The sequence below is a fragment of the Paraburkholderia sp. J94 genome (assembly GCF_905220285.1).
Classification (GTDB): Bacteria; Pseudomonadota; Gammaproteobacteria; order Burkholderiales; family Burkholderiaceae; genus Paraburkholderia; species Paraburkholderia tropica_A.
Map to the genome: position 1 here is coordinate 1 of NZ_CAJMZH010000008.1, position 18401 is coordinate 18401.

At 65.8% G+C, this 18401-nt stretch carries 14 protein-coding genes and 2 pseudogenes; 2 read left to right on the forward strand and 14 right to left on the reverse strand.

Annotated elements, in window-relative coordinates:
• From U4Y88_RS17965 to U4Y88_RS18020, 13 genes and pseudogenes are all read right to left on the reverse strand, one after another.
• Positions 1-4002 (reverse strand): beta strand repeat-containing protein (locus tag U4Y88_RS17965; RefSeq protein WP_415774469.1); only part of this gene is annotated, 4002 nt, incomplete at its 3' end.
• A 12-nt stretch (positions 4003-4014) separates the two neighbouring features.
• Positions 4015-4146, reverse strand: a pseudogene (locus tag U4Y88_RS37765) (ESPR domain-containing protein); the annotation flags it as partial.
• A gap of 709 nt (positions 4147-4855) precedes the next feature.
• On the reverse strand, positions 4856-5671 hold the full coding sequence (pyrF, locus tag U4Y88_RS17970; RefSeq protein WP_224010473.1) for an orotidine-5'-phosphate decarboxylase: 816 nt from the start codon (positions 5669-5671) through the stop codon (positions 4856-4858).
• Positions 5672-5850: 179 nt separating this feature from the next.
• Positions 5851-7038 (reverse strand): aldose 1-epimerase, encoded by a 1188-nt coding sequence (locus U4Y88_RS17975; RefSeq protein WP_224010472.1) that lies wholly within the window; start codon positions 7036-7038, stop codon positions 5851-5853.
• Between the two features lie 434 nt (positions 7039-7472).
• Complete coding sequence (locus U4Y88_RS17980) at positions 7473-8390, reverse strand: SMP-30/gluconolactonase/LRE family protein (protein ID WP_321785507.1); 918 nt, start codon at positions 8388-8390, stop codon at positions 7473-7475.
• A complete protein-coding gene (locus U4Y88_RS17985) occupies positions 8387-9187 on the reverse strand; it encodes an SDR family NAD(P)-dependent oxidoreductase (RefSeq protein ID WP_321785508.1) in 801 nt (266 codons plus the stop codon). The genes U4Y88_RS17980 and U4Y88_RS17985 overlap by 4 nt, the downstream gene beginning before the upstream one ends.
• A gap of 21 nt (positions 9188-9208) precedes the next feature.
• Entirely contained in the window at positions 9209-10249 is a 1041-nt protein-coding gene (araH, locus tag U4Y88_RS17990) for an L-arabinose ABC transporter permease AraH (RefSeq protein ID WP_074981509.1), read from the reverse strand.
• A 13-nt stretch (positions 10250-10262) separates the two neighbouring features.
• Complete coding sequence (araG, locus tag U4Y88_RS17995; RefSeq protein WP_310634114.1) at positions 10263-11774, reverse strand: L-arabinose ABC transporter ATP-binding protein AraG; 1512 nt, start codon at positions 11772-11774, stop codon at positions 10263-10265.
• A 108-nt stretch (positions 11775-11882) separates the two neighbouring features.
• A complete protein-coding gene (locus U4Y88_RS18000) occupies positions 11883-12884 on the reverse strand; it encodes an arabinose ABC transporter substrate-binding protein (RefSeq protein ID WP_224010461.1) in 1002 nt (333 codons plus the stop codon).
• A gap of 186 nt (positions 12885-13070) precedes the next feature.
• Positions 13071-13850, reverse strand: coding sequence for an SDR family oxidoreductase (locus U4Y88_RS18005; RefSeq protein ID WP_321785510.1), 780 nt, complete (start codon positions 13848-13850; stop codon positions 13071-13073).
• On the reverse strand, positions 13847-14545 hold the full coding sequence (locus tag U4Y88_RS18010) for a 2-dehydro-3-deoxy-6-phosphogalactonate aldolase (protein WP_224010457.1): 699 nt from the start codon (positions 14543-14545) through the stop codon (positions 13847-13849). Before U4Y88_RS18010 ends, U4Y88_RS18005 begins: the two co-directional genes overlap by 4 nt.
• Positions 14546-14659: 114 nt before the next feature.
• Positions 14660-15685 (reverse strand): 2-dehydro-3-deoxygalactonokinase, encoded by a 1026-nt coding sequence (locus U4Y88_RS18015; protein WP_321785832.1) that lies wholly within the window; start codon positions 15683-15685, stop codon positions 14660-14662.
• A 23-nt stretch (positions 15686-15708) separates the two neighbouring features.
• On the reverse strand, positions 15709-16734 hold the full coding sequence (locus U4Y88_RS18020; protein ID WP_321785512.1) for an IclR family transcriptional regulator: 1026 nt from the start codon (positions 16732-16734) through the stop codon (positions 15709-15711).
• 430 nt (positions 16735-17164) lie between these two features.
• Here U4Y88_RS18020 and U4Y88_RS18025 point away from each other — a divergent pair.
• A pseudogene (locus U4Y88_RS18025) lies at positions 17165-17536 on the forward strand (type II toxin-antitoxin system RelE/ParE family toxin); the annotation flags it as partial.
• Positions 17537-17578: 42 nt separating this feature from the next.
• Entirely contained in the window at positions 17579-17899 is a 321-nt protein-coding gene (locus U4Y88_RS18030; protein ID WP_224010453.1) for a helix-turn-helix domain-containing protein, read from the forward strand.
• Between the two features lie 47 nt (positions 17900-17946).
• Here U4Y88_RS18030 and U4Y88_RS18035 read toward each other — a convergent pair whose 3' ends face one another.
• Positions 17947-18336, reverse strand: coding sequence for a RidA family protein (locus tag U4Y88_RS18035; protein ID WP_065063098.1), 390 nt, complete (start codon positions 18334-18336; stop codon positions 17947-17949).
• Between the last annotated feature and the right edge of the window lie 65 nt (positions 18337-18401).

Below are 18401 nucleotides of genomic sequence, written 5' to 3' on the forward strand. Positions count from 1 at the left end.
GGACAGCGTGCCTGCCGCCACGTTGCTCAGCTTCACGTTCGTGCTCGCGCCCGTGCCGCCCAACGTCACCGACGTATGCGCCGACGAGTCGTACAGCACTGCATCCGCCAGCTTGCCGTTGATGTTCGTGACATTGCCCGCGAGGTTGCTCACGTCGCCTTGCAGCGTCGTCACCGAGCCTTGCAGGTTGCTGATGCTCGTCGTGTTCGCCGTCACCTGCGTGTTGGTCGCATAGAGTTGCGAGCCGTTCACCGCATCCGTGCTCGTCGACGTCACGCGGCCTGCCGCGACGTTCGTCACTTCACGCTCGGTGCCCGCTGCGCCCATGCTCACCACGCCGGTCGGCGTCGTGCCTGCATAGGTGTACGTCGTGCCACCGATCACGCCATTGGTCGTCGCCACAGCCGCAGCCGTGGTTGCGCCGTTACCCAGTGCCACCGAGTTCGCCGTCGACGCATTCGCACCGTTGCCGATCGCGATCGCGTTCGCTGCGCTGGCCGTCGCCACCGGACCAATCGCCGTCGAGTTCGCACCCGTCGCCACCGAATCGCCCAGCGACGAGTTCGTGTGGAAGTACTTGATGCCGCCGCCGTTCACGATGTTGTTGACGGTGTTGTTCGTCGCGTACAGCTGCGAGCCATTCACCGCATCCGTGCTCGTCGACGACAGCGTGCCTGCCGCCACGTTGCTCAGCTTCACGTTCGTGCTTGCGCCCGTGCCGCCCAGCGTCACCGACGTATGCGCCGACGAGTCGTACAGCACCGCATCAGCAAGCTTGCCGTTGATGTTGGTGATCTGGCCTTGCATCGTCGTCACGTTACCGGCGATGTTCGTCACCGTACCCGTGAGGTTCGACACGTTCGTGTTCGTCGCATACAGCTGCGAGCCATTCACCGCATCCGTGCTCGTCGACGACAGCGTGCCTGCCGCGACGTTGCTCAGCTTCACGTTCGTGCTCGCACCCGTGCCGCCCAACGTCACCGACGTATGCGCCGACGAGTCGTACATCACCGCATCGGCCAGCTTGCCGTTGATGTTGGTGATCTGGCCTTGCATCGTCGTGACGTTGCCTTGCAGCGTCGTCACCGAGCCTTGCAGGTTGCTGATGCTCGTCGTGTTCGCAGTCACCTGCGTGTTGGTCGCGTACAGCTGCGAGCCGTTCACCGCATCCGTGCTGCTGGACGTCACTTGACCCGCCGCGACGTTCTGCACCTGACGTTCTGCACCGGCCTTGCCCACGCTCACCACGCCGGTCGGCGACGTGCCTGCATAGGTGTACGTCGTGCCACCGATCACACCATTGGTCGTCGCCACAGCCGCCGCCGTGGTCGCGCCGTTACCCAGCGCCACGGAGTTCACCGTGGAAGCATTCGCACCGGTACCGATCGCAACCGCGCCGGCTGCGCTGGTCGAAGCGAGTGCGCCGATGGCCGTCGAGTTGGCCGCCGCCGCGCTGGCCGCGCCGCCAAACGCAACGGCGCCCGATGCCTTGGCATAGGAACTGCTGCCCACTGCTACGTTGTTGCCGTTCCATCCTGCCGAGCCTGCATTCGCGTTGTTGCCCAGCGCGACCGAATCGTAGCCTTCAGAGAACGCGGACTGACCGATCGCGATATCGGAGGAATTGTTGTAGAGCGACCCGGTGTTCGTTTGAGCCCCATTGCCGATGGCAATCGAACGATAGCCCTGCGCCGACGCGCTTGCACCCAGCGCGACATTGCCGCCCTGCGAGCTAAAGCCCGCTCGGCTTGCCGCCGCTCCATCACCAATCGCGATGTCATCCGCGTAATTGGCAACGGCGGCCGGCCCGATCGCCGTCGAGTTCGCACCGTTCGCCACCGAATCCGCCAGCGACGAGTTCGTGTGGAAGTACTTGATGCCGCCGCCGTTCACGATGTTGTTCACCGTGTTCGTGACGCTCGTGACGCTGTTGTTCGTCGCGTACAGCTGCGAACCGTTCACCGCATCCGTGCTCGTCGACGACAGCGTGCCTGCCGCCACGTTGCTCAGCTTCACGTTCGTGCTCGCGCCCGTGCCGCCCAACGTCACCGACGTATGCGCCGACGAGTCGTACATCACCGCATCGGCCAGCTTGCCGTTGATGTTGGTAATCTGGCCTTGCAGCGTCGTGACGTTGCCTTGCAGCGTCGTCACCGAGCCTTGCAGGTTGCTGATGCTCGTCGTGTTCGCCGTCACCTGCGTGTTGGTCGCATAGAGTTGCGAGCCGTTCACCGCATCCGTGCTGCTGGACGTCACTTGACCCGCCGCGACGTTCTGCACCTGACGTTCTGCACCGGCCTTGCCCACGCTCACCACGCCGGTCGGCGACGTGCCTGCATAGCTGAACGTCGTGCCGCCGATCACGCCATTGGTGGTCGCCACAGCCGCTGCCGTGGTCGCGCCGTTACCCAGTGCAACCGAATTATCCGTGGAAGCCGTCGCGCCGTAGCCGAGCGCGGTGGCATTCGCCCCGGAAGCCGCCGCTCGGGGACCGATCGCGGTACTCCACGAACCGCTCGCAGTCGCCTTATAGCCGGTCGAAACCGCTACCCCATTGGCATACGATCCGCTGCCCAACGCCACGCCAGAGTTGTTGCTATCAGTCGATGCAACCGTGGCACCTTTACCCAGCGCGACGCCGTTTGAGACGCTGTTCGCGGCAGAGCCGATCACGATCGCGTCGTTCCCCAGGGACGTGGCGCCGGTACCGATCGCCACGGCGTTTTGTGCCATCGTCGTCGACGCATTGCCGATCGCGACGGAATTCGCACCGCCCGCCGTCGAAGCCGGGCCAATCGCCGTCGAGTCCAAGCCAGCCGCCACCGAATCGTCCAGCGACGAGTTCGTGTGGAAATACTTGATGCCGCCACCGTTCACGATGTTGTTCACCGTGTTCGTGACGCTCGTGACGCTGCTGTTCGTCGCATAAAGCTGCGAACCGTTCACCGCATCGGTGCTCGTCGACGTCACACGGCCTGCCGCGACGTTCGTCACCTGACGTTCTGCGCCTGCCTTGCCCATGCTCACCACGCCAGTCGGCGACGTGCCTGCATAGGTGTACGTCGTGCCGCCGATCACGCCATTGGTCGTCGCCACAGCCGCTGCCGTGATCGCGCCGTTGCCCAGTGCAACCGAGTTCGCCGTGGAAGCCGTCGTGCCGTAGCCGAGCGCGACGGCATTCGTCGCAGATGCCGTCGCTTGGGGGCCGAGCGCGGTACTCCACGAACCGCTCGCGGTCGCCTGATAGCCGGTCGAAGCCGCACCGCCATTAGCATACGATCCGGTACCCAACGCTACGCCAGAGGTGTTGCCATCGGTCGATGCAACCGTGGCACCGTTACCCATCGCGACGCCGTATGCGACGCTGTTGGCAACAACGCCAATCGCGACCGAGTTGGTCCCCGTGCCCGTGGCTGCGGTACCGATCGCCACGGCGCTTCCCGCCAACGCCGTCGCGGAATTGCCGATCGCGATAGCATTCGTGCCGCTCGCCGTCGCCACCGGACCAATCGCCGTCGCGTTCGTGCCGCTCGCCACCGAATCGCCCAGCGACGAGTTCGTGTGGAAGTACTTGATACCGCCGCCGTTCACGATGTTGTTGACAGTGGTATTCGTCGCGTAGAGCTGCGAACCGTTCACCGCATCCATGCTCGCCGACGAAATCGTGCCAGCCTGAAGGCCCACGATCTTGTTGCTGTTCATGTTGACGGTATTCAACATGCTGATGCCGGCCGAGCCCGCCAATTCGAGCAGTCCGTTCGTATAGCCCGAAATCTTCGCCGTGGACTGAGCCCAGCCGCCCGCACCAAGGGTATTGGAGGCATTCATCAACGCGAACGAAAGGTTGCCGTTCGGCAGCCCGTTACAGCCCGTGTTTCCCGACCCGCTCGTAGTGGTGCTGCCATAGCTCATCCCGCTGCCGCTGGTGTTCGTCGCGTTGCAGAGCGTAAGGCCGCCGGAACCGACGGTCACCTGCGCAAAAGCAGCGGGAGTAGCCAGCATCGCCGCGCTACTCAACACGCCAGCAACACTGACGACCGGGCTCAGTTTTTTAGAAGATGCTTTGCCACGCCCCTTCGCGTTCTCCTGCACCGCCATCCACGTTCCCGTGGACTCGTTCCATACTGATCGATACGCCTTATTCATTTTGCAATCCTTAACAAATACCCTGGTCTCTGGAGCCCGTGATGCCGATACCCCAGCGTTGATTCGAATCTCTGCGGCTGCTAACCCTTGGTGCCTCCTGCACCACCCGGTGAAGGGCGTAGCAGCCGGTCCGCCTTAACTCAACTCATCTGTCAGTTCATGCCCCCGCTGAATGGCCTGCCAACCGATCGGGACGATGCGCTGTTGCAGCGGCTATCGCCGATTGCTTTGGGCAAGGACGCGCAGTCCCGCACCCGCGCGAACGCAGACGTGCAAGACGTGCCAATGCGCCCGCGAACCAGGATCGTCGCGGCGTGAAATGTTGAGATTTTCATGATGAGAACTCATCCAGAGTTTCTGCCCACCGGCTTGCCCAGGAGCGCGCGAGCGCCCCGTGCAGCGGAACGCCATGGCGGCCCTCCCCGGCCTCGGAACGATGCTTGCCGTTACGACGCCATGCGAATCGAGGCGCGATGCAGTGAGCTGCTCGGCACGCTGTCTGGCGATCAGGCAGTGGGAAATTCGCGGCAGGTCTTATAAGGGCATCGCGAATTCCACATCGACAATGCCATGTTAAGAACAGGCGGGACGTGTTCGAATCAGACGGTTCTTAAAACCCGACGGAGAAATCTGACCTTTTCTGAAGTTTTATGGGGGTCAGATTTAAAATAGGTGAGCAGCGCGGAAAACGCGCCGCTCACCTTACGAATCAACGGTAGGCGTTGATCGTATCGCGCGTCTTCATGGCGGCCGTTGCAGCCGCCTGCGCGTAGTCCTCGCCCTTGCTCGCGAAGATGATCGCGCGCGACGAGTTGATGAGCATGCCCGTGCCGTTGGCGGTACGGCCCGCCTTTACGGTCGCTTCCACGTCGCCGCCTTGTGCGCCGATGCCGGGAATCAGCAGCGGCATGTCGCCGACGATCCCGCGCACGATTTCGATTTCCTTTGGGAACGTTGCGCCCACAACGAGGCTGAGTTCGCCGCTCGCGTTCCACTTGTTCGCGGCGAGGTCGGCGACGACCTGATAGACCGGCTTGCCGTCGACGGTGAGGAATTGCAGATCGGAGCCGCCGGGGTTCGACGTGCGGCACAGCACGATCACGCCCTTGCCCGCGTGCGCGAGATACGGCTCGATCGAGTCGAAGCCCATGTACGGGTTGACCGTCACGGCGTCGGCCTTGAAGCGCTCGAAGGCTTCACGGGCGTACTGCTCCGCCGTGCTGCCGATGTCGCCGCGCTTGGCGTCGAGAATCACGGGCAGGCCCGGATGCTTCTCGTGGATGTGCGCGATCAGCGCTTCGAGCTGGTCTTCGGCGCGATTCGAGGCGAAATAGGCGATCTGGGGCTTGAACGAGCACGCGTAGGGCGCGGTCGCGTCCACGATATCGCGGCAAAACTCGAAGATCGCATCGCTGCGGCCAGCGAGGGCGGCGGGGAACTTCGCGGGCTCGGGATCGAGGCCGACGCACAGCAGCGAGCCGGTGCGCTGCCACGCGGCGGCGAGGTCTTGGGTGAACGAGGTCATGATGGATCGGGCGGCGAGCCCGGTGCAGGGAAAAGGGAAACGGCGCGTATTTTAACCGGCTTGCTCGCCGGCTTCCGCGAGCGCGGTGTCAGGCCTGGCGGATGGCCGCGTGAGCGGGCGGGCCAATCGTCGGAGGAAAACGTGGCGCGGCGGGAGCGCCGCCGCCACGTCGGCCCCGCTCAGGCCGCCTGCGTCTGCGCCCGCGTGCGTCCGCCCTTCGGCCCGCGCGCGCCGGCCCGGCCGCGTGCGCCCGCGCGATGCGGGCTCGCCGCCGCGCGCATGTCCATGCGCTCGACCGTAAAGCTGAACTTGCGCACGAGGCGCTCGCCGCGTCCGAGCACGGTCATGCCGTGGGCGTCGCCGCCACCGGCCAGATTGACCGCGTTGATCGGGTGATCCACGGGTTCGAAGCAGAAGAAGTTCTCGCCCGGCGGCGTGTAGAGCACGTAATAGTCGGTGTTCGCGCAGATCGCGAGCGACAGGCGGCGGCGCTCCCAGACCACGGCCGCGCGCCCGCTCCAGCCGCTGAACGCGTGATTGACCATCTGCTCGGGCAGCGGATACGCCACGCCGAACTGCCAGGCGGGCGGCGCGGGCACGTGGCGCACCGGCAGCCAGTCGGCGCCCGAGAGCCACAGGCCGCTCGCGGGCGCGGAGAGTTCGGTGCTCGCGTCGCGCGCGAGGAACGGATGCACGCCGAGCCCGAACGGCAGCGCCTCGCGGCCCACGTTCTCGACTTCGAGCGTCATGGACAGCGTCGCGCCGTCGAGCGCATAGGTCAGCACGGCGCGGTACGCGTAGGGCTCGCCCTGGCTGCGGTCGAGCACGAGACGCACGTGCTCGCGTTCGGCGCTCTCGACGGTCCAGTTCGCGAGCCAGCCGTCACCGTGAATCGGCAGCGGCTCGCTCGCGCGATTGCGCGGAATCTCGACGTCGCGGCCGCCGAACTGAAAGCGGCCGTCGGCGATCCGGTTGGAATACGGCAGCAGCGGATAACAGGCGAGTTCGTTCGGGTCCATGCGCGCGCTCACCTGCTCGCAGCGGCGGAACACCGGTTCGAGCGCGCCTTCGCTGCGCCAGTCGAAGCGCGTGATGCCGCCGCCCAGTTGCGGGGCGACATCGAGACGAAGGTAAGCGTTGGTGAGCGTGACGCAGGCCACGTCGCCAGTGCCGGCGGCGCCGATCGCCACGGCCGAGGTGCTCGGCCCCGGCATGACCGGATGCGTGGTCGCCTCCAGCCGCGCGCGGCGGGCGGCGGCGGGCGAACCCGCGGCGGGTGTCGTTGTGGCGGGGTCGCTGGCAAGCGGCGACCGGGAAGCATGACGGGAACGAGCTGTTGGACGCAAAGCGGAATTCGCGACGCTCATGAGCGGCTCCTCGAGAGGCATGATGGATCGCCGCCCTGGATGGCGGCGCATAGGCGGCCTGCCGGTCGCATCGCCACGACGTCCCTTCAGCGTTCGCTTCAATCGATTGAATCGCTTCAATCGACTGAATCGCTGCGCGCTGCCTGCGTCGTGTGACGGCCGCTTCTTGTTAAAGCCCGGCGGATTCGTGCTGCCGGGTACAGCTAGCACCTTAGAGACGGCAGCGGTTTGACGCCACACCGGCGCGCATCCGCCGCCTTCTTTTGGGCCTTTTTGTTGTCTCGCTACAACGAAGCCCGGCACGAAAACGATTACAGAGCGCCTGCACAGCGCTTGCATCGCGCTTACGCGCAAGCCTCGTCTTGTTTCGTCTCGCGTCGAACGCTCGTTTGCTTTCCTTAGCGTTTTCCTTGGCGTTTTCCTTGGCGTTTTCCTTATCGCTTACCGAGGAAGCGCGGCTCGGCCAGCCCCGTGTAGCGCGTACGCGCGACGAACACACCGCCCGCATGCGGTTCGCGCGCCAGCGTTTCGCTGTCGAGTCCGTCACGCGCGCTCGTCACGTAGAGCGTCGAGTAGCCTTCGCCGCCGAGCGTCACGCAAGTCGGCTGCACCGTGGGAACGCGGATGCGCTCGGTTTCCACGCCGTCCGGGCCGTAGCGCACGACGCATTCGCCCGCCCATTGCGCGTTCCAGAGGCCGCCTTCGCTGTCGACGGTCGAGCCGTCCGGCTCGCCTTCGTGGTTCGGCACCTGCACGAACAGGCGATCGTTTGCAATCGTTCCATCCGCGCCGTAATCACAGGCGCGAATCTCACGCGTGAACGAATCGGCGTAATACATCGTGCCGCCGTCGGGACTGAAGCCGATGCTGTTCGAGATCGCCGCGACCGGCAGCGGCAGCTTCTCCAGCGTGAGGTCGTGATTGAGCCGATAAAAACCGCCGATTTTCTCGAACGGCTTGCGCTCGTACTTCGTGCCGAACACGAAGCGGCCCTGGCGGTCGCAGCGTCCGTCGTTCAGACGCGTCGGCAGATCGGGTTCGACGTCGACGATCGGCGTGATCTCGCCCGTGCGCAGATCGAAGAACGCGAGCCGCGAAGCAAGGCCGATCAGCAGCACGTCCGGGTCTTCGCAGAGCGCGAAGCACGCAAGGCGCTCGGGCATCGGCCACGTGCGATGCGAGCCGTCGGCCGTGTCGTAGCGCGCGAGGCTCGCGCCTTCGATATCGTTCCAGTAGAGCCGCGCGCTGCGCGAGCACCACGTCACGCCCTCGCCTAGCGCGTTCTTCGCGTGCACCAGCAATTCGGCGACGTCGTCCTGCGCGGCTTGTGGCTTCGATTGCGGATCGCTCATGCCCAGCCTCCGTCCACCACGATGTCCTGCGAGGTGATCATGCGGCTGTCGTCGGCGGCGAGAAAGAGCGCCATGCGCGCGAGATCGTCCGGCAGCAGTTCGGCGTCGATGCACTGGCCGCGCTTGATCGCCTCGCGGCCTTCGTCGGTGAGCCACAGGCGGCGCTGCTTGTCCGTCATCACCCAGCCCGGCACCAGCGAATTCACGCGAATGCCGTATTGGCCGAGATCCTTCGCGAGCCCGCGCGTGAGGCCCTGCACCGCCGACTTGCTCATCACGTAGACCGGATAGTCGGCGTTCTTGAGCATCCAGCTGATCGAGCCCAGATTGATGATCGAGCCGCGCCCCGCCGCCTTCATGTCTTCCGCCACGGCCTGCGCCGCGAACAGCTGATGGCGCACGTTCACGGCGATGCCCGCGTCGAAGAACTCGGGCGTGACCTCCGCAAGCGTGTGGCGCTTGTCGTTCGCGGCGTTGTTCACGAGCGCTTCGATCGGGCCGAGCGCCGCTTTCACGTCGGCGATGGCGGCGCGCAACGCGGCGATATCGGTGAGATCGACGCGCGCGAACAGCGGCTTGTGACGGGAGTCGCCGAGTTCGTCGGCGAGCGCTTCGCCCGCCGTTGCGTCGATATCGAAGAACGCCACGCGCGCGCCCTGGGCCGCGAAGTGCTCGACGAACGACGCGCCGATGCCGGTCGCGCCGCCCGTAATCAGCACGACGCGGTCCGCGAGGCTCGGGTAGCGCGCGAAGTTTTCATGCGCGTGGCGCGCGACGGCATTGGCCGGTGAAGACATACGTTGAGCTTCCTGGTAGGTTTAATCGCGCGCGCCGCGGTTCTTCAGCTGGTCGAGCAACACCGCCGCGAGCAGGATCGCACCGCGCACGAGGTACTGGTAGAACGCGTCGATGTTGAGCAGGTTCATCACGTTCTCGACCGTGCCCATGATCAGCACGCCGATCACCACGCCCGAGATCGTCGCGCGCCCGCCGAGCAGCGACACGCCGCCCAGCACGCACGCCGAGATCACGTTCAGCTCGAAGCCTTCGGCCGCGTTCGGCTGGCCCGAGGTGATACGCGCCGCCAGAATCACGCCCGCCAGCGCCGTCACCGCGCCCTGAATCAGGAAGATCCACACGCGCGTGCGCTCGACCTTGATACCCGCGAGCCGCGACGCTTCCGGGTTGCCGCCGATGGCGAGCGTGTTGCGCCCGTACACGGTCTGATTGAGCATCACGCCGAACACGATGAAGCAGAACAGCGTGACCCAGATCGGCAGCTGCACGCCGAAGAAGGCCATCGTGCCCATCGCGATGAAGGTATCCGACGACACGCCCACAGCCTGGCCGTGCGAAACGATGAAGCCCAGGCCGCGCACGATTTCCATCGTCGCGAGCGTGGTGATCAGCGCATTGATGCGCAGATACGCGATCACCGCGCCGTTCACGAAGCCGATCGCCGCGCCCGCCGCCACCGCCGCGACGATCGCGATGAAGGTGTTGTTGGTCGCGTTGAGCACCATCGCGCAGAGCACGCCCGCGAACGCCACGGTCGAGCCCACGGAGAGGTCGAAGTCGCGCGAGGCGAGGCAGAACATCATCGTGCAGGCCACCATGCCGATCTGCGAGATCGACAGCGCGAGGCCCAGCATGTTCTCGATCGAGAAGAAGTGATCGACGGTCAGCGACATCGTGATGAACATGACCGCGAAAATCACGATCAGGCTGTACTCGGTGATCTGCTGCCACCACTTCTGCTTGTCGCTGGTTTTCGGAATCAGCGCGTCGGCGGCGCTGTGCGCCACGCTCTTCGCTGCGTCGGCGGCTTCGGCCGCAAGGTTGTCTCGTTGCATTTGCATCACTCCTTCCCCATCATGCGGCGCGACGCTGCGCGCCTTGCGGCAGCGCGAGGTCCAGCACCGCGTGTTCGCTCGCCGCGCTGCGCGGCAACTCGCCCGAAATCCGGCCTTCGCGCATCACCACGATGCGGTCCGACACGCCGAGCACCTCGGGCAATTCCGATGACACCATCACGATCGCGCAGCCGCGCTGGGCGAGCTGATAGATCACGTTGTAGATTTCGTGCTTCGCGCCCACGTCGATGCCGCGCGTGGGTTCGTCGAGAATCACGACCTTCAGATCCGGCTCCGCGAGCCAGCGCGACAGAATCGCTTTCTGCTGATTGCCGCCCGAGAGAAAACGGATCTTCTGGCGGCGGCTCGGCGTCTTGATCTTCAGGAGCTTGATGAAACGGTCCGCCGTTTCGGCCTCTTTCTTGCGGTCGAGGAACATGCCCGCGCGCAGAAAATGGCGGCGGCAACTGATGTTGATGTTCTCCGAGACCGTGGCCATCGCGACGATGCCCTGCTCCTTGCGATCCTCCGGGCACAGCACGATGCCGTTGCGGATCGCGTCGCTCGCACTCTTCACGCTGATGCGCTTGCCGTCGAGTTCGATCTCGCCCGCGCGGCGCTTGTGCGTGCCGTAGACGAGCTGCATCAGTTCGCTGCGGCCCGCGCCCACCAGCCCGAAAAAGCCGAGAATCTCGCCCGACTTCACCTCGAAGCTGGCCGCCTCGTTGAGCGGATGCCCTTCGATGCCGCGCACCGCGAGGCGCACGCCGCCATGCTCGCGCGGCGTGTAGTTGTAGATGTCGCTGATCTCGCGGCCCACCATTTCCGCCACGAGCGTTTCGCGCTTCACCTCTTCGAGCTTCTCGTGCGAAGCGACCTTGCGGCCGTCGCGGAAGATCGTGCAGGCGTTGCACAGCTCGTAGATCTCGTCCATGCGGTGCGAGATGTAGATCAGCGCGCGGTTATCCGCACGCAGTTCGCGCACGAGCTTGAACAGCACTTCGGTCTCGCGATGCGAGAGCGAACTCGTCGGCTCGTCGAGCGCGATCACGCGCGCGTTGCGCAGCAGCGCCTTGCAGATTTCCACCATCTGGCGCTGCGCGATGGACAGCTTGCGCAGCTTCGCGGCCGGATCGAGATCGACGCCCATCGCCGCGAGACGCTCGCGCACGAACTTGCGCGCTTCGCCGCGCTTCACCCAGCCGAGCGCATTGGGCAGCGAGCCCAGCAGCAGATTCTCCGCGACCGTGAGGTCGGGCACGTATTGCAGTTCCTGGTGAATCACGGCGATGCCGGAGCCGATCGAGGCCGCCGCGTCGGCGAACTTCACCTCGTTGCCGTCCACGAGAATGCGACCCGAGTCGGGCTGATATTCGCCGCCGAGAATCTTGAGGAGCGTGGACTTGCCCGCTCCGTTTTCGCCCATCAGGCCGTGCACTTCGCCGGCGTTCACCTCGAACGACACGCCGTCGAGCGCGCGCACGCCAGGGAATACCTTGCCGATATTGTCAAAACGCAGTGTCGCTGACACTTCGGTTTCCTCTCATTCGATACGCTGCGGGCACGGCGGGCGAATCCCTCATCGGATTGCCCCGCCGCCCCGCAGCGGGAAACACCTCAAAGCCCTTCGATCAGGCGCTTACTTCGACGCGAGACCCATCTGCTGACGCACGCTTTCCACGTTGTCGCGCGTGGCCAGCATGCCCGTCGTCAGCGTGAGCATCGGCGGTTCCTTGCCTTGCGTGATCCATGCGTACATCAGTTCCGAGGTTTCCTCGCCGTGGCGCTTCGGGCTGATGATGACGGTGCCGTAGAAGCCCGTCGGCTGCGGCTTCTTGAACTCGTTGAGCGCCGAGTCCGAACCGCCGATGCCGATGCCGATCATGTTGTCGGCCTTGAAGCCACGGCCTTCCGCCGCGCGCACGGCGCCGAGCACGGCTTCGTCGTTCAGGCCGTAGGCGATCCAGTGCTTGAACTGCGGGTTCTTCGTCAGCGCGATGTTGGCGGCGTTGAAGGCGTTTTCCGTGTCGGTCTTGGCTTGCGGCGCGGCGATGATGTTCGCCTTCGGGAAGCCCGCGGCCACGAGCGCGTCGGTCGCGCCGCTGGTGCGGTCGTGCGCCGTCGGCAGCTGCTCGTAGGTCACGTCGATCGCACCGACGTCCTTCATGTCCCAGCCGCGCTTCTTGATCTCGGCGGCCAGGCCGTCACCGACCTGCTTGCCGATGTTGTAGGCCGAAATGCCCATGTGCGGCACCGACTCGATCGGCTTGCCTGCGCCGTCGACGAGACGGTCGTCGACCGTCATCATCTTGAGCTTGTCGGCCTTGGCCTTGGCGACGATGCCCGGTCCGAGCTTCACGTCAGGCGTGCAGATGATGAAGCCCTGAGCCTTTTGCGCCGCCAGATTGTCGATCGCGCTCATCACCTTCTCGCCCGAAGGCGCGCCGATCTTCACGAGCGTGAAGCCCTTTTCTTTCGCGGCCGCTTCCGCGAACTTCCATTCGTCCTGGAACCAGGGTTCTTCGGGCTGCTTCACGAGAAAGCCGATCTTGACCGGATCGGCCGCTTGCGCGACGGGCATATGAGCGAGCACGGCCGTGGTCGCGGCGGCGATCAGCGTGAGGAAAATCCTGCGTTGCATGGTGTCAGTCTCCTGTCTTCTTCAGTCACGGGAAGGGTAGCGGCCGCTTGTTTTCGTCCGTCCGCCCGCGCGCGCGGCCAGCGCTGAGCGAATGTCCTGCTTTTTTCTTTTGCCTTCGTGCTGCGTTTTTTTACTGCTGTCTGCTCTTCTTCGTTATTGCTTTTTTTGTTCGGGGTGACGGCGTATTCATTCGTGATGCAGCGCCGTGCGACCGCCGTCGATCGTGATGCAGCTCGCGTTGATGAACGGCGCTTCGTCCGAGGCGAGAAATACGGCGGTCATCGCCACTTCCTCGGGCTTGCCGATGCGCTTCATCGGCGGCAATTCGAGCGTCGCGCGGCGCGCCGCTTCGGGATCGGGCTGCGCGTTCCACCAGTCGTGCGTCAGTTGCGTCTCGATGTAACCGGGCGCGATCGCGTTCACGCGCACGTTCTTCGGCGCGTATTCGATGCCGAGCGCGCGCGTGAGGCCAATCACGCCGTGCTTGGCGACCGGATACGGGAAGCAGCCTGGAATGATCTGAAACGCGTGTGTCGAGGCGATGTTGATGATGCTGCCCGCGCGGCGCTCGACCATGCCCGGCAGCACGGCGCGGCAGCCGTGCCAGACGCCGTCGAGATCGACGGCGAAACAGCGGCGCCAGTCGTCGTCGGTCATCGTCAGCGGATCGGCGAACACGTTGATGCCCGCGTTGTTCACGAGCACGTCGACGGGACCGAACGCGCGCTCCGCCTCGCTCACCGCCGATTGAACCGAGGCCGATTGCGTGACGTCGGTTTTGACGGCGAGCACGTTCGCGTTGCCGCTCGCTGCGGCGATATCGCGAGCCGTGGCCTGCGCCGTCTCCAGATCCAGCTCCGCGAGCACGACGGATGCGCCCTGCGCCGCGAACGCGCGCGCGATCGCCGCGCCGATGCCGCGTCCGGCGCCGGTCACGAGCGCGACCTTGCCCGCGAGTCGGTTCATGCCTTCGCCCCTTGCATTTGACCCTGCGTTCTTGCGGTCTCGCGCCAGCCCGCGATGAACGCGAGCGCGTTCGCGCGCGTGGCCGCCACGTCCTGACCCGGCTTGTAGAGCGCCGAGCCGAGGCCGAAGCCGCTCGCGCCCGCCGCCAGTTGCGGCCCCATGTTGTCGGGCTTCACGCCGCCCACGGGCAAGAGCGGCACGATGGCCGGAATCACCGCGCGCCAGGCCTTCGTGACTTCGGGGCCAAGCTGTTCGGCGGGGAACATCTTGAGGCCGTCGGCGCCATGCTTGAGCGCGGCGAACGCCTCGGTCGGCGTGGCGACGCCCGGCACGCAGGCGAGACCTTGCAGCTTCGCGGCGAGGATCACGTCGGTGTCGGCGTGCGGCATCACGATCAGTTCGCCGCCCGCGGCCTTCACGTCGCGCACGCGCTCGGTCGTGAGCACGGTGCCCGCGCCGATCAGCGCGTCGGCGGGCAGCGTGGCGCGCAGCGCCGCGATGCTCTCCAGCGGCGACGGCGAATTCAGCGGCACCTCGATGATCCGAAAACCCGCTTCGTAGATCGCGCGGCCATGTTCGGCGGCTTCGGCGGGCTTGATGCCGCGCACGATCGCGACCATCCGGCACGCGGCGAACGCGGCGACGAAGCCCGCGTGCGGCGTGTAGGGAGCGGGCAGGTTCAGTTCGGGTTGCATGGCGAGAGTCCTGTTCGTGTGTTCGGTGCTTTACGTTGCTTTACGTTGCTTGCTGCTATGTACGTGCGTGCGTGCTTGCGCTCGATGGCGCGGAGGCGTCGTGCGTCGCGGCGTTCAGCTTGCCGCCACGAGTCCCGCGCGCACCGCGATGCGCCACAATCCGCGCTCGGTGGCATGGCGCACGAGATGCGCGCCGGTGCAGCCGAATTGCGCGAGCGCGAGCTTGTAGCGCTCGCACAGCGCATCGGCGCCGATCAGTTGCGGCGCGCACGCGGCCAGCGCGACGTCGCGGCGCGCCAGCACCGCTTCGAGCCCGGCGAGTTCATGGCCGATCACGAGTCCCGAGAGGTAATCGGGCTGCTCGTCGGGCGCGAGTTGTTCGGTGAGGCCGAGCGTGCGCGTGCTGAACGCCGTGGCGAGCAGGCCCGCGCTGCCGTGTTCGCGCGCCACGCTCACGCCGCGCAGGAACGCGGCCGTATCGGGCGCGGCGGGACGCTTCATCGTGCGGCCGAGAATCGTGTGCGCCGAGAGCGCCGCGTAGACCTCGCCCGTCATGAAGGTGTAGAAACGCGCGATGCGCGCGCCTTCCACCACGGCCCATTTCGCGTGCGTGCCGGGCAGGCCGATCAGCGTGGCTTGCGCCGCGGCTGAATCGCCCGTTGCGCTCGTTGCATTCATCGCGCTCAATGCGCCGAAGATCTGAGTTTCCTCGCCGCGCATCACGTTGGGCAGCGCGCCCGGTTCGAGCACGCCGGGCACCACGGCCACGTCGACGCCACACGCCGCGCGCACCTTGACGATGCCGCCGACCAGCGCGTCCTCGCCCGCGGGCGTTTCCACATAAGGCGCCTGCAACCAGCCCTGCGCGCTGCCGACCATGCCGGCCGCCAGCACGGGCAGCGTCGGCGATTGCGCGAGCCAGACGCCGCACGCTTCGTCGAACGCGGCGTCGAAGCCGCCCTCTTCGGCCGGCACCGGCAGATTCATGATGCCCGCCGTCGAGACGCGCGTATCGATTACCTCGCCCGCCGCGTCGAACAGATACGCGCGCAGCGAAGTCGTGCCCCAGTCGAGCGCGATCAGCGCTGCCTTGCGCGCGCCCGGCTGCGCCGTGGCGTGGGTGTCCTTGCCCTGTTCCATGTGTTCTTGTGTCGTGCGGCCTGTCATCGGCGGATCCTGCGCGTAGCGGGTTGCGGCGCGCGCCAGCCGAGTTCCTGCGAGATCGCGCGCGCTTCGCGCTGCACGACCGGGATCAGCTCGTCCATGCGTTCGAGCGGCATATAGGGAATCGTGCTCGCCACCGAGAGCGCCGCGACGATCGCGCCCGACGCGTCGCGCACAGGCGCGGCCACGCAGCGGATCGACACTTCGTTCTCCTCCAGATCGAACGTGTAGCCGCCCGCCGCGTAGGTGGCCATGCGCTTGATGAAGGTGTCCGGGTCGAGGCTGTGATCGGGGCGGAAGCTCACGCCCGCGAGCGTGCGGCGCGACGCTTCGAACAAATCGCGCCACGACTGCGGCGGCAGGTCGAGCATCATCGCCTTGCCGATGCCCGTCGACGCGAGCGGCATCCGATGCCCGACGCGCGAGCGCATTTCGAGGCCACGCTGGCCGGGAATCTTGTCGATGTAGAGCACGTCGTCGCCGTCGCGCACGCCCATGTGGATCGTGTCGAGCGTGGCGTCGGCGAGCGCTTCGAGGTGCGTGCGCGCGACCGCCGTGAGCGGCATCTGTTCGAGCGCGATGGTGCCGAGTTCGATCAGCTTCGGGCCGAGCAGATAGCCGCCCTGCACCTGACGCAGATAGCGCGCCTGCACGAGGCTCGACACGAGGCGATGCGTGGTGCTGCGCGTGGTGCCGAGCACCGCGCCGAACGAACGCAGATCGCGCACGCCGGCGGCGGCCGCTTCGAGGATCGCGAGGCCGCGCAACAGCGTCTGCGTGCCGGCTTGCGTCGAGCCGTCGAGCAGCGCGCCCGGCAGACCGAGGATTTCGTCGCCGCCGGGGCGGGCTTTGGAGGACGTCGCGGAGGCCGCTGCGGCGGGCGTCGCGGTGGACGCTGCGGACGCGGGCGCGCGCGGAGCGGCGTGCATGGCACGCGCGGCGTGCACGGCGGCTTCGGGCGCGGCCTGGCCGTTTGAGGCGGCGGCGAGGCGTTCGGCGAGCGTCGGGGACATCGCTTTGTTCATGGCGAGGCCGATCGGAAGGACGTTGGGAGAGCGCGCGGCGTCAGACGACGGCGCGCGAGCCATGTTTCGGTGAAGGGAGGTGCGCGCGGGCGCGAGGCGGCGCCCGGTGCGTGGACGCACGGCGAGTGGCCGCGTTTTCCGCTGGCTGGAACATGGCAAACGTCTCCGGTTTTCGCCTGGCTGGACTGACGCTGTGCGCCGCCGCCGGGCTTTGTCTTGAGTGGTGCCGACTGCGTCGGGCGCGAACTTGTTGCCATTGCTGCGCGCGCCCTGTCGGATGGGTTGGATTGTAGGGCGGTTTTTCCGCGATCTCCAATATGTGATGGGGGCGTTCAAATATTGGGATATACGCGCCTGGCCGGACGGCCAACGTTGCCGGCGCGCTTGATGGAATCGGGGGCGCGATCGACCGGCTCTCCAGAGACTTGAGGTGTGTCAGGCCCGATGGTTATCGGACTGGAATCGGGCCTCAGTCCTCTGGAGGAGATATAAAATCTTGTATAAAGTTACCGATGTCAAACCGCTCGAATTCTGCGGCGCCGCGCTAGCCGACCTGAAGCGCTTCCCTGAAAAAGTGCGTACCGAAGCCGGGCGCCAGCTGCGCCGCGTGCAGCACGGCCTCGATCCGCACGACTGGAAGCCCATGAATCCGGTCGCGCCCGGCGCGCGCGAGATTCGCCTGCGCGACCTGCGCGGCGCGTTTCGCGTGCTTTACGTGGCGAACATCCGCAACACCGTTCACGTGCTGCACTGCTTCATGAAGAAAACGGAAAAGACGTCCTTCAGCGATCTTTCGCTTGCCCGGCAGCGTTACCGCGCCGCCCTCAAACCCGGAGCCCGAAGCATGAAAACCGAAACGTTCGACAGCGTCTGGGATGCGCTCGAAGCCACGCCCGAAGCCGCCCAAAACATGACGCTGCGCTGCGACCTCATGATCGCGCTCGAGGAATACATCAAGGAGAACGCACTGAGCCAGGCGCAAGCCGCGAAGATCTTCGGCGTGACCCAGCCGCGCGTGTCCGATCTCGTGCGCGGCAAGATCGACCTGTTCTCGCTCGATTCGCTCATCAACATGGCCGTGGCCGCGGGCATGAAAGTCGAACTGCGCATCTCGCGGCGCACGCCGCGCGATGGCCACGACAATAAAAAAACGGCCGCCCGCTAACGGACAGCCGTTTTTCGCCTTCGCCTGGCATCAACCAGACTCCGGCCTTATTTCCCCGCCGGCGCCTTATACGCCACGCAATCCACTTCCACCTTGCAATCGATCACCATGCTCGACTGCACGCAGGCGCGCGCGGGCGGATGATCGCCGAAGTACTCGCGGAACACCTTGTTGAACGACTGGAAGTCGCGCGCGTCGTCGAGCCATACACCGCAGCGCACCACGTGTTCCGGGCCATAACCCGCTTCCTTGAGGATGGCGAACACGTTCTGGATCGTCTTGTGCGACTGCTCGACGATGCCGCCGTTGATCACCTCGCCGTTTTCCATCGGCGTCTGGCCCGAGACGTAAAGCCAGCCGTCGGCTTCCACGGCGCGCGCGAACGGCAGATGTTGACCGCCCTGGCCCTTGCCGCCTTCCACTCCATATCGTTTCATCGTTTGCTCCTTTGAGATCGTGCGGCGCGCGCCGTCCTGCGCTGCGCCGCGTGTCGAAATTGAAT